Origin of the sequence: Pseudomonas weihenstephanensis (assembly GCF_001043055.1) — a bacterium.
GTDB lineage: Bacteria > Pseudomonadota > Gammaproteobacteria > Pseudomonadales > Pseudomonadaceae > Aquipseudomonas > Aquipseudomonas weihenstephanensis.
Genome location: NZ_JYLF01000005.1, coordinates 342,566 through 357,664, shown reverse-complemented (window position 1 = coordinate 357,664; position 15,099 = coordinate 342,566). Strand labels below are relative to the sequence as shown.

Below are 15,099 nucleotides of genomic sequence, written 5' to 3'. Positions count from 1 at the left end.
CGTGCAAGCGCTGGGAGCAGCCTCCACTGTCACAGGGTTCCCCACCCACCGCCCAGCGATGTCAGCAACTGCACGCTGGCCTGCAATTGCCGGGTACGCAGTGTTTGTACCTGGCGTTGTGCCTGCAATGCAGCCGTTTGTGCGGTCACTACATCCAGATAATTCACGGCGCCAGCCTCGTAACTGTGGGTGGCCAAGCTTTGAGTCTGTTGAGCGGCATGGGCAGCGGCTTGTTCGTCAAGGCTTTGCAGATGCAAGTCGCGCAACTGGGCCAAGCTGTCTTCGACTTCACGCACGGCGCGCAACACCTGGCTGCGGTAATGAGCGCTGGCCTCCTCAAATTCAGCTTTGGCCTGTCGTTCCTGTGCATCCAGTCGGCCGCCGTCAAAAATGGGCAGATTCATCAAAGGCCCCAACGCCCAAAAGCGATTGCTCGCCGCCAACATATTGCCGCTGCCTTGGGTTTGCCCGCCGATCAGCCCGCTCAAGCTGAAATCCGGGTACCAGGCCGCTTTCGCCACGCCAATCGCGGCATTGGCCGCAAACACCCGGCGCTCAGTTGCCGCAATATCAGGTCGGCGCTGTAACAACGTACTGGGCAGAGTGGCAGGTTGCGTGGGCATATTGAGGCTGCCTTCGCTGGCGGCCAGGTGGAAGTCGCTTGCGGCTTGGCCCACCAGTTCGCCGATCGCATGTTCGGCCAGATTACGCTGCCCACGGACATCGTCCAGTTGCGCCCGCGCCTGCGCCAGTTGGCTTTGGGCGCGCGTCAGATCAAGTTCAGACGCTATCTGGCCCTGATAGCGGTCGCGGGTCAGCTGTAAGGCCTGGCGGTAATCGTCCAGAGAGCAGGTCAGAATCTGCTGTTGCGCATCCAACCCGTCGAGCTGGACGTAGAGGATGGCCAATTGGCGCTGGAGACTCAGGCGCGCCACCGCCAGATCATCAGCCGAGGCCTGCGCCTGAGCATCGCCTGCTGCCACCTGATTGCGGATTTTGCCCCACAGATCGAGATCAACATTGAGTGCAAACCCGGCCGTCATGCTGTTGTACACCGAGGGTTGAGTCGTCCCGCGTAGTGGGCGGTTGTCTGATTGACGCTGACGAAGGGGTTGAGCGCTGGCGGTTAATTGCGGGAACAACCCGGCATGCAACTGGCTGGCGTAAGCCTGTGAGGCCTCCACGTGCGCCAGCGCCGCTGCAAGGTCCGGGTTGGCCGTGAGTAGTTGCTGTTGCAGTGTGTTCAACCGCGGGTCCTGGTACGCCTGCCACCATTGCTCGGGCACATGATCGGCGGGCTGCGCGCTGTGCCACGGGCCGTCGCTGTTGTGTTCGCGGTAATGCGCGGGCAGGTCGATTAAGGGGGCTGTATAAGCCGGTGCCAACGAGCAGCCCTGTAGCGCCGTAACCAGCAGCAATAACGCACATTTAAGCCTTGGCTGCATGGGAGGCTCCTGTGTCCGCGAGTTTCACCGCATCACCCTCGCGCAGGGCGTCAGGCGGGTTGTCGATGACGGTGTCAGCAGGTTTGAGCCCTTGATCAATGACCAGCCGATCGCCTAAATCCAGGCCAATGTGGATGCTTTGCAAATGCACATGGTGGGCGCTGTCGAGGAGGGCGACCTGAGTGCCTTGGGCGCGAAAGATCAGGGCGCTGGCCGCAATACTGACGCCGTGGGTATCGGCCGGGATCGATAACACGGCTTCGGCGTAATCGCCGGGCATCAGCGCATCATCAGGATTGAGCACGACAAACTGTGCCATCAGCGTGCCCGAACGCCGATCAATCGAGGTTGAGTTACCGATCAACCTGGCGCTGAAGGTTTGGCCCGGGTGCTCCGGGACACTGAGCTGCACATGCATCCCCTGGCGGATCACACTGGCGTAGTTTTGCGGCACCGGCACGTAAAGGCGCAGTTGGTGGGTGTCGGCGATGTCAAACAACTGCGTGTCGCTGTCGGTGTCAGCTTTGATCAACTGGCCAATGTCGGTATTGCGCGCGGTGATGGTGCCAGCGAAAGGCGCACGGATGGTTTTGTAGGCTTCCAGTGTCAAAAGACGTGCGTAATCGGCCTGGGCTGCCTGCGCATTGGCTTTGGCCGCGGCGGCATTCGATAGTTTCTCGTCGGCCTCCTGACGCGACACCGAGTGCGAAGCCAACAGGTTTTGCCAGCGTGTGGCGGTGGTCGCCGCCAGTGAGGCGTTGGCTTGCTCCTGCGCCTTATGGGCGCGGGCCTGCGCCAGTTGCTGGTCCAGATCAGGGCTGTCGATCAGGGCCAATACCTGACCGGCTTGCACCTTGCTGCCAATGTCGGTTTGCCAGCTTTGCAGATAGCCGCTCACCCGTGCATGAATCGGCGCCTTGCTCCACGCCTCCAAATGAGCGGGCAAACGCAGCGTGTCGCCGTGCGCGTTTTGCAGCGGTTCAAACACACTTACCACGGGCAACGCGGCCGCTTCAGTCCAGTGAACCACCGCCTGTTCATGGCGGCTGCGAGCAGCCAGCCCGTTAGCCACCAGCAAGGCGGCCAGCGAGAGGCCGCCGATACCCAGTACCATTAAGCGCTTGCGTGACGGTGTTTGATTAGACATGGGGTGTTTCTCCAGCAGCAGCGCGGGGTTCGTTGCGCCCGTGCACCAGGCTGAACACCACGGGCACGAACAGCAGGGTGGCGACGGTGGCCAGCATCAGACCGCCAATCACGGCGCGTCCGAGCGGGGCATTTTGTTCTTCGGAGAGGGCCAGCGGCAACATCCCGATCATCATTGCCAATGCGGTCATGCACACCGGCCGAAAGCGTGTGTAGCCCGCTTCAAGCGCGGCCTTGAGCGCGTCGCCATGCTCGGCCAGACGTTCGCGACAGAAGCTCACCACCAGAATCGAGTTGGCCGTGGCCACCCCCATGCACAAGATGGCACCGGTCAAGGCCGGGACCGACAGCGAGGTGCCACTCAAGAACAGCATCCACACAATCCCGGCCAGGGCGGCAGGCAGCGCCGTGATGATCACAAACGGGTCGACCCAGGACTGGAAGTTGACCACGATCAGCAGGTAAATCAGCACCACAGCGCCAAGCAAACCAAAGCTCAGGCCGCTGAACGCCTCGTGCAAGGCATCGATTTGCCCATGCAAACTGATGATCGCGCCTTTGGGGCGCAGGTCGGCGGCGCCATCAATGACCTTTTGCACATCAGCGGCCACTGATCCCAGGTCGCGGCCCTGAATGTTGGCGTACAGGTCCAGCGTCGGCTGAATGTTGTAGTGGGTGATCACCGCCGGGCTTTGCACGCGGCTGATCGTGGCCAGCCCGCCGAGAATTTGTGACTGGCCGTTACTGCCCGTCACCGGTAGTGCTTCCAGGGCAGGCATGCTGTCCAGACGATATTGCGGCGTGGCTGCCACTACGCCGTAAGACACGCCGTTTTGCGGGTTGAGCCAGAAGGTTGGCGCAACTTGAGAGCTGCCGGCCAGCGACGCGACCATGCTATTGGTCACATCACGCTCGGTAATGCCCAGGCCATTGGCGCGCTGACGATCCACATTGACCTGCAACGACGGGTAACCCACCGACTGTTGGATACGCAGGTCGGCAATTCCCGGCACATGTTGCAAGCGGCGCTGCAACGCCAGCGCATACGCCCGGTTGGCGGCGTCATCGCGCCCGGAAATTTTCACGTCAAGCGGGGCGGGTGAGCCAAAGTTAAGAATCTGGCTACTGATATCCGCAGGGATAAAGGCGAACTGGCTGCCGGGGAAGCTTTCGGGCAGGGCTTCACGCAAGCGCTTCACGTAATCGGCTGTCGGGCTGTGATCGGCCTTGAGGGTGACCTGAATATCGCCATCCTGCGGGCCGATGGTGCCGCTGCTGCTGTAGGCCATGTCGATACCGCTCAACGGAATCCCGATGTTATCGATGATGCTGTCCAGTTGATCAGCCGGGATGATTTCGCGAATCCGCGATTCGATCCGGTCGAAGGCGGCAGCGCTTTCTTCGATGCGCGTACCCAGCGGCAAGCGCACATGCAAGGCCAATGCGCCCGCATCGGTGGCGGGGAAAAAGTCCTGACCCAAGCTTGGCAGCAGCGCAAACGAGGACAGCACACAAGCCATGAACCCCAGCAAAAAGCGTTTGCGATGGGCCAGTGTCAGCTCCAGCACAGCGTAATAAGCATCACGCACCGCCGAAAAACGGCGCTCGAAACCTTGCTGGAAATTCAACAGCGCCTGCACCGGTGCCGAATGCTTTTTGCTGTGCTGCTCACCTTCGTGGTGATTGATGTAGCCGTCTTCCGGGTGCTGCCCCGCCCCTGGCTGCGGCGCATGGGGCTTGAGCAGAAACATCGCCAGCGTCGGCACCAGCGTGCGCGACAGAATAAAAGAGCTGCCCATCGCGAAAATGACCGCCAGGGCCATCGGCCGGAACAGATACCCGGCAATCCCCTGCAACATGAACATCGGCACAAACACGATGCAGATACACAGCAGCGACACAAACGCCGGGCCGACAATCTGCGCGGCCCCATCGAGAATCGCATCGCGCACCGACTTGCCTTGCTCCAGATGCCAGTTGATGTTCTCGATAGTCACCGTCGCATCATCGACCAATATCCCCACCGCCAATGCCAGCCCGCCGAGGGTCATGACGTTCAGGGTCTGGCCACTGAGGGCCAGCAGGGCAATCGCCGAGAGCACCGCCAACGGGATCGACACCGCAATAATCAGCGTCGAACGCCAACTGCCGAGAAACAGCAGAATCATTGCGCTGGTCAATAACGCGGCAATGATGCCTTCTTGCGCCACGCTGCCCACCGACTGTTTAACGAACACCGAAGCGTCGCCCAACAGCGTGGTCTTGAGCGAGGGCGGTAGGGTTTCATTGATGCGCGGCAACATCGCGCGAATGCCATCGACAATGGAAAGTGTCGAAATATTGCCGTTTTTCAAGGCCGGCATCAGCACGGCGCGATGACCATCCACGCGCACGATATTGGTTTGTGGCGGCGAACCATCACGCACGTGCGCCACTTGGCCAATGGTGATCAGTGCGCCATTTACCGTTTTGATCGGCAACGCGTTGAGTTCGTCGATGGCTTTGGGGCTGTTGTTGAGCATCACCGTGTATTCATAGGTGCCGAGCTTGACGGTCCCTACCGGAATGATCTGGTTTTGCGCCGCCAGCGCATTGCCCACGTCTTGTGCCGACAGCCCCTTGGCTGCCAGCGCTTGCGGATCAAGGTCAAGGGTGATCTGGCGCTGCTTGCCCCCCATCGGCGTCGGCATGGCGAGGCCGGGCAGGGCGCTCAGGGGCAAGCGGATGTTGTTCTGCACCAAATCGCGAATATGCGCTTCGGAGAGCGTAGGGCTGGAGAAGGCCAACTGTAATATCGGGACGGTCGAGGCGCTGTAATTGAGAATCAGCGGGGGCGTAATGCCGGGCGGCATTTGTTTGAGTACGGTTTGTGACACGGCTGTCACTTGCGCGTTGGCGGTACGAATATCGACCCCAGGCTGAAAGAAAATTTTCACGATGCCCATGCCGGGCAACGACTGCGATTCGATGTGCTCGATGTCATTGACCGTGGTGCTGAGCGAGCGCTCATAGGTGTAAATCACCCGGCCCGCCATGTCGGCGGGCGCCAGGCCGGTGTACTGCCACACCACAGCGACCACGGGAATGCCAATGTCCGGGAACACATCCGTGGGCGTACGCACGGCGGCCAACGGCCCAATGATGCAGATGAAAATCGCCAACACGATAAACGTGTAGGGCTTGTGCAGTGCGGTCTTTACCAGCCCGAGCATGCCTGAACCTCCGAGGAGTGGAATTGCAAACCCCGGCAGTCTTGCTGTTGGCACCTAACGATCAGCTTTCAGTAACGTGAAGGATCCTTTAGGTAAGGGCTGAAAATCCCTTCACTTTCATTCATTTGGCGCGGTACGCGATGGCCGCCAAGCTTACGACCTATTCGACGGGTCGGGGTTGAGCCTGTCGCACCTTTTGAATGCTCTTTGCGAGGCTCGTCTGCGATGACTGTTAAACCGCTGCTTTTGATTCCCTCCCTGAGTCTGGTTCTGTTGCTATCGGCCTGCGCGGGGCCGATGCCCAAGCAAGACCCGGCTCAAGCCTGGATCGGCCTGAAAGAAGAAGGCACCAGCGACCTGATGGCCGAACGGGTGGACGGGAAAAACACCCGTGACGGCCGTTATTTTGAAGTCACGCCAGGCGCCCATCGGCTGGACGTGACCCTGTACGAAGGCGCGACCGGCGACCAGAATCAGGTGGATTGCCAAGGCGATGTGAAATACCCGGCGTTCAAGGCGGGGGAGCATTACCAGCTGATCGAATCGAGCCTGGGGCCTGAAATCAGTGCGACGCTGATGGACTCATCCGGCAAGGAAGTCGCCCATACAGCCGACTTCACCTGCATGCCGGGGTAATACACAGCCTCGGCGGCTGCTACGGCGTGTCTGGCGTATGGGATTAAAACGAGCGCACGATTTTGCCCAAGGTTTCCATGGCTTTTTCGCTCACTTCATCCCACGGGCTGCCGTAGTTGAGGCGGATGCAGTTTCGAAAGCGCTGGGTGGCCGAGAAAATCGGCCCTGGCGCGATGCTGATACCTTGCGCCAAGGCCATTTGAAACAGCTTGAGCGAGTCCATTTGCTCAGGCAGCTCCAGCCACAGAAAGTAGCCGCCGCTGGGATGGCTGACCCGGGTTTGGGCCGGGAAGTAGCGTGCAATCGCGGCCAGCATGGCGTTTTGCTGGCCTTCCAGTGCATCGCGCAATTTGCGCAGGTGACGGTCATAACCGCCGTGTTGCAGGTAATCGGCGATGGCGGCTTGCGCGGGCATCGAGGCGCACAGTGACGTCATCAGTTTCAGGCGCTCCACTTTTTGCGCGTACCGGCCCGCTGCCACCCAACCCACGCGATAACCCGGTGCCAGGCTTTTGGCAAACGAGCCGCAGTGCATCACCAGACCTTCGGTATCAAAGGCTTTGGCCGGTTTCGGCGCGTGTTGGCCGTAATACAGTTCGGCGTACACGTCGTCTTCAATCAGCGGCACTTGATGGGTGCGCAGCAGTTCGACCAATGCCTGCTTTTTAGCTTCGGGCATGCTGGCGCCAATCGGGTTCTGGAAGTTGGTCATGCACCACACGGCTTTGATCGGGTGCCGCTCAAGGGTTTGCGCCAGCACCCCCAGATCAATGCCATCACGCGGGTGCACAGGGATTTCCACCGCTTTGAGTTTGAGCCGCTCAAGCACTTGCAAGCAGGCATAAAACGCCGGGGCTTCAATGGCCACCAGGTCCCCTGGCTCGGTGACAGCTTGCAAGCACAGGTTCAAGGCTTCCAGCGCGCCATTGGTGATCAGCAGTTCTTCCATTGGCAACATCAGCCCGCCGACCATATAGCGCAGGGCTATTTGGCGCCGGAGTTGCGGGTTGCCCGGCGACATGTCGGTCACCACCATGCGTGGGTCCATCTCGCGGCTGGCGGTGGCCATCGAGCGGGCCAGACGTTGCAACGGAAAGAGTGTCGGGCTGGGGAACGCTGAGCCGAAGGGCACCGTGTGCGGGTCTTTGATCGAGTCCAGCACGGAGAACACCAGCGCGCTGACATCGACCTCGGTGGACTCGGTGACGTGGCTGCTAAAGACCGGTTCGCTGAACGGGCTGGGCGTGTGCGCGTTGACGAAATACCCCGAACGCGGTTTGGCACGGATCAGGCCCCGGCGTTCGAGCAGGTAATAGGCTTGAAAAACCGTCGAAGGGCTGACGCCGTAGGTTTGGCTGGCATAGCGCACTGAGGGGACGCGTTGTCCGGGGCCGAGCACCCCGCAGCGGATCAGCTCAGCAATATCGTCGGCAAATTTTTCGTAGCGTTTCATGTAGGCAATGCTCGGTCCGGCGTTATTCAGGGAAATTCAGAAGGGGCACTGTACCCGTAGCGGCTGGCGAAGGCTGCGTCCGATTGCGCAACCCTGCGCGAGCGGACACATCCTCGGCACTCGGGTCAACGATTGAGCGGTGCCACAAAGCGGCTATCGGCTACCGCGCGGATGCCAGGTTCGTCCGTATCCGTGATCACAAACGTGATGGTTTGCGAACTGCTGGTCGGGCGATCTGCCAGCAATGCGACGGACACGGGTACGTCAGTCATTTCACCGGGGGCCAGCGTCAGTTCGGTTTTACCTTGCAACTGATAGCCTTCGCCGTCTTTGAGTGACACCCGATAGTGCTGCGCCTGCTGAGTCTTGTTGATGATTTTAAGGCTGTAGATGTTTTCGATCTGGCCCTGGCTGTTTTCGCGAAACAGGCCCCGGTCCTTGATCACATCCATTGAGACCATGCTGCGCTGATTCAGTGCAAAGACCAGTGCGCCGATCATCACCACCAGGACGATGGCGTAGCCGATCAGGCGTGGACGCAGCAGATGCGTCTTACCACCTTGCAATTCATGCTCGGAGGTATAGCGCACCAGCCCACGGGCATAGCCCATTTTGTCCATCACCGAATCACAGGCGTCGATACACGCCGCGCAGCCGATGCACTCCATCTGCAAGCCGTCGCGGATGTCGATGCCGGTTGGGCACACTTGCACGCACATATGGCAATCGATGCAGTCACCCAGCCCTGCCTGTTTTGGCTCAATCCCGCGTTTACGCGGCCCACGGCTTTCGCCACGCGCCACGTCATAGGAGATGGCGAGGGTGTCTTTATCAAACATCACGCTCTGGAACCGCGCATAAGGGCACATGTGCATGCACACGGCTTCGCGCAGCCACCCGGCATTGATGTATGTGGCACCGGTGAAAAACAGCACCCAGAACAAACTGACGCCAGCCATCTCCAAGGTCAGCAGCTCCGTTGCCAGGGGCCGGATCGGGGTAAAGTAGCCGACAAAAGTCAGCGCGGTCATGACACTGATGGCCATCCACAGCGCGTGTTTAGCGGTGCGACGCGCAATTTTGTTCAAGCGCCACGGGGCTGCTTGCAGCTTGATTCGCTGATTTCTGTCGCCTTCTGTTATTTTTTCGCACCACATAAACAGCCAAGTCCATGTGCTTTGTGGGCACGTATAACCGCACCACACCCGCCCCGCAAATACCGTGATTGCGAACAGGCCGAAGGCTGCGATGATCAACAAGGCCGAAAGCAGGATGAAATCCTGTGGCCAGAATGTGGCACCAAAAATATGGAACTTACTTTCAGACAAGTCCCATAAAACTGCTTGGCGACCGTCCCAGTTAAGCCAGACTGTGCCGAAGAACAGCAAGAACAGAAAGCCTGCGCCGACTAATCGAAGCGTGCGGAACAGCCCGGTAAAACTGCGGGTGTGGATTAGGTTGTCGCTGGACTTGTTTTTATGTTTTGCGGCTCTAGGTCGAGAAGCCTCAAAGGATTCAAGTATCTGGACAGGTATTTGTTCGCTCATGGTCTTTCGCTCATCAGCCTCCATCAGGCCTGTGCACTATGACCAGCGAACTGTTTGCATAACAGACTCAGCTATCCGATTAAAAACCGTATCAGATGCTTTTTTGAGGAGCCTGCGACAACTTGCTGCACCCCGTGATGACCACGGAATTGTTGGGGCTTGGCTTGTAACTTATCCAAGCATGGAAGATCCTGATCGGGATCAAGGAAATAAGCGACTCACTTGAGAATGGAGCTCCAGTTTTAAAACAGGTGTGTACGCATTCAAATAAGTTGGTTGGGAGAGGCGTTTAATGGCTGCTGGAGCGAGGTTTGAGCCAGATTCAGATGGAGGAAAGCCAGCATTAAGTCATGAGCTGCCTTTGATTGTGATTGAAGGCACGATGCCGGTGATTGGCCAGGGCCATAAGCCGGTCAAGGTGGTTGCAGGACAGTTGCTCAATATCAGCAGTCGCGTTTTTTGCCTGACTAGCGGGCCCTTGGCGGTGATTGTTCGTTGGCGGCATGTGGACAGCAGTGACGGCGAAAGTCTCTACATGCACACGCTGGGAGACCGGGTCTGGAATGGGCAAATCCGTATAGAAAAACCGGGTTTGCACGTCTTTTGCATTGATGCCTGGATTGATCGATACGCAGGACTGTGCCTGGCCCTGGAAAGGGCCATGCACAGAGGCGATTCACCCGAGGGCCTGATCGAGGACGCGTTATCACAGATTTTGCAGACCCTGGAATTTTGTGACATTGAGCGCCAGCAGCCTTTGATCCAGCTTTATGAGCAACTGGCCGGTCTGGCTGGGCACGAGCAAATCGCGCTGTTGATGGATGAAAGCACCCAGGTGCAGATGCGTGACGTTCAGCAACGAACGTGCCTGGTATTAAGTCCTGAATACCCGTTGTACGTGACCAACTGAGCATCGCCGTGAGCACCCCTGGCCGGGTGCTCACGGACTCAGGCAAAGGTCTGATTCAAATCGGTGAGCCGTCCGTGGTGGCATGCAACATGTCTCTTTGGTCGATGGCGCCCGCACTCACCAGCGCTTGGGCCTCTTCTTCGGTTATGGCTATGCGCCTGCCTGCGACTAACGCTTGGGACAGGTGCGACGGGTCATCGTTAAACACTTCAATGCGACTCAGTGGCGCCTGGTGTGAGCCTTCAGCAGAGGTGAGCGTACAGGTCTGGTGCTGCGTGTCGATTTCAATGCTCATGGGCGGTTTCCTTGTGTGAGGGTCACGGCGGAGTGGGGCCGCTGCGGGCTAAATTGACCGATTTGCTTTGATCGGCGGTGTTTCGCTGGGTGGATCACCCTGAGGAACCGGGGGTTTGAGTGGCGGGTCTTCTTCGGGGACCGGTTGCGGCTCGCCGGGCGGTAAAACCGGGTCGTCGATGTTCGGGTCGGGAGTTTCGGCAGGGATAGGGATGCTCATCGCCAAGACCTCGTAGTTGTTATGAACAAGGCGCAATAAGCGCCAGGCTTCTTGAGGTTGACCTTCACACCGGCCAAAAAAATCCCGCGCCGCGACCAACGGAGTGGTGCAAATCAGTCTGAACTTTTAAACCGTCGTTGCCTCCCAACCTAGGTGACCGGTGCCACCGCCGGAATGTGCTGTGAAACGACACACGTGAGCGTCCAAGGGCGTGAGGAGTGATGCTCGATGACTGCTGATTTACCGGATTCTGATTCCACGGCTGTTTTGCCGTTGACCCATGCGCTGTTACTGCCGCGCATCGCTATTGAGAGCACATCCCCGGTGCTGGAGGGCGGTCAGTTTGCGGTCAAGGCGACCGTCGGCCAGCAGGTCAACGTCAGCAGTACTGTGTTTGTCGATGGTCACGATCAACTGGCCGTGAGGCTGCACTGGCGCAAAGCCGCTCACGACACATGGCGGACCGCGACCATGCAGTGCCTGGGCAACGACAGCTGGGCCGGGCATTTCGAGGTGCCCGAGCCTGGCCGCTATGTGTTTTGTATTGAAGCCTGGGTCGATCGCTTCGCCAGTTTTTGCCATGAGCTGGATAAAAAACATCAAGCGGGCGTGCCGATGAGTCTTGAGCTTCAACACGGGCGGGTGCTGGTGCAGCATGCGATCGAGCGCAGCACGGACGAGCTTCAGCAACAGTTGCAGGTATTGCTGCGCGAACTCTCAGGGTTGCTTGAGACCGAACAAGTGGCCTTGTTCCTTCATGAAAGCAGCGCTCAGTTGATGGCGCAGGCGCAATATCACGCCTATGTCAGCCTCAGCCCTGAGTACCCGGTAGAGGTGGAACGGCACTTGGCTGCGTTTGCCAGTTGGTACGAACTGTTTGCGTGCTCAGTCACCGATGACCCGGCCGGTCACGGCACGTTCAATGATGTGCATGCCCGCTTGCCCATGATTCACGACATGGGTTTTGACGTGGTGGTTTTGCCGGCCATTCATCGCATTGATCAGCACCACCCCGCAGGGCCGAACAATACGCTGCAAGCAGGTCCTGATGAACCGGGCAGCCCGTCTGCCAATGGCAGCGAGGAGGGCAGGCAGGCGGCGATTCACCCGCAATGGGGTACGCGGGATGATTTTCGCCGCATGGTCGCGGCCGCTGCGGCTCAGGGGCTTGAAGTTGCCCTGGACTTCGCCGTGCAATGCTCCCCAGACCACCCCTGGCTCACGCAGCACCCTGGCTGGTTCAACTGGCGCCCCGACGGCACGATCGGTGATGCCCAGAACCCGTCGCGAAAATATCCGGACAGCGTCAACGTTGATTTCTATGCTCCGCACGCGATCCCCGGGCTCTGGCTTGAATTGCGCGCAAGGGTGCTGGGCTGGGTCGATGAGGGGGTCACGCTGTTTCGGGTGGCCAACCCGCACACCCAGCCCCTGCCGTTCTGGCAGTGGTTGATCGCCGAGGTCAGAGGGCTGCATAACAACGTGATCTTTTTAGCGCAGGCGTGCACCACCCCCGCGATGATGGCGCGGCTGGGCAAGGTCGGCTATTCGCAGAGCGACACTTATTTGTGCTGGCGTCATACCAAGGCCGAGCTGTGCGAATACTTCACCGAACTCAACCAAAGCCCGTGGCGTGAATGCTTTCGCCCGCATTTTTTCGTTAATACCCCGGACATCCATCCGCAGTGTGCTCAGGGGGCTGGCCGAACGGGGTTCCTTATTCGCGCCGCGCTGGCAACGATGGGGTCTGGCCTGTGGGGCATGTACTCGGGGTTTGAACGGTGCGAAGCCCAAGCCTTATCGGGCAAGAACGAGTGTCCGGGCAGCGGGAAGTCCCCGACCGAGCCTTGCGACCTCAACGCGCCGGGCGACATCGTGGCTGAAATTGCCCAGCTCAACCGGATTCGTCGGCAAAACCCGGCCTTGCATAGCCACTTGGGCTTGAGGCTGTACAACGCCTGGAATGATCACCTGCTGTATTTCGGCAAACGCACTGCCGATGGCAGCAATTTTGTGTTGGTTGTGATCAATCTCGATCCGCATAACGCCCAAGAGGCGCACTTTGAATTGCCCCTGTGGGAGATGGGCCTGGCCGATGACGCCCCCACCGCTGGCGAAGACCTGATGACGGGGCATCGCTGGACCTGGTACGGCAAACATCAGTGGACGCGGCTTGATCCCTCGCAGCAGCCGTTCGGTATCTGGCGCATCAAACCTCTTTAACCCGGCCTTCAATGCCGCTCCCGTGGCCACAGGCGTATGAATCAACAGGTAGTTCCAATGGCAAACAAACGTGCATCGTCGAACCTGATCAATGACCCGCTCTGGTACAAGGATGCGGTGATTTACCAGGTGCACATCAAGTCGTTTTTCGATGCCAACAACGACGGTATTGGCGACTTTCCCGGCCTGATCAGCAAACTCGATTACATTGCCGATTTGGGTGCCAACACCGTGTGGCTATTGCCGTTTTACCCTTCGCCGCGCCGTGACGACGGTTATGACATCGCTGATTACCGCGGTGTGCACCCCGATTACGGGACCCTGGCTGACGTCAAACGCTTTATCAGTGAAGCTCATCAGCGCGGCCTGCGGGTGATCACCGAACTGGTCATCAACCACACCTCAGACCAGCACCCCTGGTTTCAGAAGGCCCGCCACGCCAAGGCAGGCTCAACAGCGCGCGACTATTACGTGTGGTCCGACAGCGATCAGAAATACGCAGGCACGCGCATCATCTTCCTTGATACCGAAACCTCGAACTGGACGTGGGACCCGGTGGCGGGGCAATACTTTTGGCACCGTTTTTACGCCCATCAGCCCGACTTGAACTTCGACAACCCGCAGGTGATAAAAGAAGTGCTGTCGGTCATGCGCTACTGGCTGGACATGGGCATTGATGGCCTGCGACTGGATGCCGTTCCCTATTTGATTGAGCGCGATGGCACCAACAATGAAAATTTGCCCGAAACTCACCAGATTCTGAAACAGATCCGCGCCGAAATTGACGCGAACTACCCCGATCGCATGTTGCTCGCTGAAGCCAATCAATGGCCCGAAGACACCCGGCCATATTTTGGCGACAGCGACGGTATCAAGGGCGACGAATGTCACATGGCCTTTCACTTCCCCTTGATGCCTCGTCTGTACTTGGCGCTGGCGCAGGAAGACCGCTTGCCGATCACCGACATTTTGCGGCGAACGCCACCTATACCTGCCCATTGCCAGTGGGCGATTTTTTTGCGTAACCACGATGAGTTGACCCTGGAAATGGTCACCGACAAGGAGCGTGAGGCGCTGTGGAATTACTACGCGCCAGACCGGCGCGCGCGCATCAATCTGGGGATTCGTCGGCGTTTGGCCCCGCTGATGGAGGGCGACCGTCGGCGCATTGAGTTACTCAACAGTGTGCTGCTGTCGATGCGCGGCACGCCGACCTTGTATTACGGCGACGAAATAGGCATGGGCGACAACATTGACCTGAATGACCGCGATGGTGTGCGCACGCCCATGCAATGGTCCATCGACCTCAATGGCGGGTTCTCGCGCGCGAACCCGGCCAGCCTGGTGCTGGCGCCGATCACGGACCCGCTGTATGGCTATCAGGCCGTAAACGTTGAGGCGCAAGCCCTGGACCCGCACTCCTTGCTCAACTGGACGCGGCGCTTGTTGGCCGTGCGCAAGCAGCAAAAGGCCTTTGGTCGCGGCAGCCTGAACATGCTCTCGCCCCGCAACCGCCGGGTTCTGGCCTATGTGCGTGAATTCACCGACGCTTTAGGTAACACCCAAACCATTGTGTGTGTGGCGAACGTCTCGCGCAGTGCCCAGACCGTGGAGCTGGACTTGTCCACGTGGGCGGGCCGGGTGCCGGTCGAGATGCTGAGCACCCATCCCTTCCCGCCGATTGGGCCATTGCCTTACAGCCTGACCCTGGCCCCCTATGGCTTCTATTGGTTTTTGCTGGTCAGTGAAAACGCCATGCCCGATCACCCGCCCCAGGCGGATAGGCTGCCACAACAGGAGTTGAGCGTTATCTCATAGAGGCACGTAGTGCATTGATTTAAGCGTATTCGCAGGCAACAGCTAGTCTTGCTCAGGGCTGGCAGGTGTTAGGTGGCCATGAGGCTGCACTGGCCTTGTTCAGTCTGGAAAAGGCGGCCTACGAAGTGATGTACCAAGCGGCCAACCGACCTGCCTGGTCTGGGGTTCCATTGCAGGGGCTGAGTGCATTGCTCA

Annotated in this window: 10 protein-coding genes and 1 pseudogene; 4 read left to right on the top strand and 7 right to left on the bottom strand. The window is 59.0% G+C overall.

All coding sequences use genetic code 11. The features are described 5' to 3' along the window. Window positions 1-29: 29 nt before the first annotated feature. Genes TU86_RS14720 through TU86_RS14710 form a run of 3 tightly spaced genes read right to left on the bottom strand, consistent with a single transcriptional unit; the run spans window position 30 to window position 5,803 of the window. Window positions 30-1,445 (bottom strand): efflux transporter outer membrane subunit, encoded by a 1,416-nt coding sequence (locus TU86_RS14720; protein ID WP_048365039.1) that lies wholly within the window; start codon window positions 1,443-1,445, stop codon window positions 30-32. Beyond that, window positions 1,429-2,592, bottom strand: a complete 1,164-nt coding sequence (locus TU86_RS14715; protein ID WP_048365038.1) for an efflux RND transporter periplasmic adaptor subunit — start codon at window positions 2,590-2,592, stop codon at window positions 1,429-1,431. The genes TU86_RS14720 and TU86_RS14715 overlap by 17 nt, the downstream gene beginning before the upstream one ends. After that, window positions 2,585-5,803: an efflux RND transporter permease subunit gene (locus TU86_RS14710; protein ID WP_048365037.1), complete on the bottom strand. Its 3,219-nt coding sequence runs from the start codon at window positions 5,801-5,803 to the stop codon at window positions 2,585-2,587. The genes TU86_RS14715 and TU86_RS14710 overlap by 8 nt, the downstream gene beginning before the upstream one ends. A 225-nt stretch (window positions 5,804-6,028) precedes the next feature. Here TU86_RS14710 and TU86_RS14705 point away from each other — a divergent pair, with 225 nt between their 5' ends. Then, complete coding sequence (locus TU86_RS14705; protein ID WP_048365036.1) at window positions 6,029-6,439, top strand: PA0061/PA0062 family lipoprotein; 411 nt, start codon at window positions 6,029-6,031, stop codon at window positions 6,437-6,439. A 43-nt stretch (window positions 6,440-6,482) separates the two neighbouring features. Here the strand turns inward: TU86_RS14705 and mapR are convergent, their stop codons facing one another. Beyond that, entirely contained in the window at window positions 6,483-7,892 is a 1,410-nt protein-coding gene (gene mapR, locus TU86_RS14700; RefSeq protein WP_048365035.1) for a GntR family transcriptional regulator MpaR, read from the bottom strand. 125 nt (window positions 7,893-8,017) lie between these two features. Continuing rightward, window positions 8,018-9,439 carry a cytochrome c oxidase accessory protein CcoG gene (ccoG, locus tag TU86_RS14695; protein WP_048365034.1) on the bottom strand — a complete coding sequence of 474 codons (1,422 nt, stop codon included), beginning with the start codon at window positions 9,437-9,439 and terminating at the stop codon, window positions 8,018-8,020. A 367-nt stretch (window positions 9,440-9,806) separates the two neighbouring features. Here ccoG and TU86_RS14690 point away from each other — a divergent pair, with 367 nt between their 5' ends. After that, complete coding sequence (locus TU86_RS14690; RefSeq protein WP_239658791.1) at window positions 9,807-10,349, top strand: maltotransferase domain-containing protein; 543 nt, start codon at window positions 9,807-9,809, stop codon at window positions 10,347-10,349. A 55-nt stretch (window positions 10,350-10,404) separates the two neighbouring features. Here TU86_RS14690 and TU86_RS14685 read toward each other — a convergent pair whose 3' ends face one another. Next, complete coding sequence (locus TU86_RS14685; RefSeq protein WP_048365032.1) at window positions 10,405-10,644, bottom strand: DUF3203 family protein; 240 nt, start codon at window positions 10,642-10,644, stop codon at window positions 10,405-10,407. Between the two features lie 48 nt (window positions 10,645-10,692). Next, window positions 10,693-10,863 (bottom strand): hypothetical protein, encoded by a 171-nt coding sequence (locus TU86_RS23085; RefSeq protein ID WP_167337969.1) that lies wholly within the window; start codon window positions 10,861-10,863, stop codon window positions 10,693-10,695. A gap of 228 nt (window positions 10,864-11,091) precedes the next feature. Between TU86_RS23085 and TU86_RS14675 the strand changes: the two genes are divergently transcribed. Beyond that, window positions 11,092-13,086, top strand: coding sequence for a maltotransferase domain-containing protein (locus TU86_RS14675; protein WP_048365030.1), 1,995 nt, complete (start codon window positions 11,092-11,094; stop codon window positions 13,084-13,086). Window positions 13,087-13,143: 57 nt separating this feature from the next. Beyond that, a pseudogene (gene treS, locus TU86_RS14670) lies at window positions 13,144-14,827 on the top strand (maltose alpha-D-glucosyltransferase); the annotation flags it as partial. Between the last annotated feature and the right edge of the window lie 272 nt (window positions 14,828-15,099).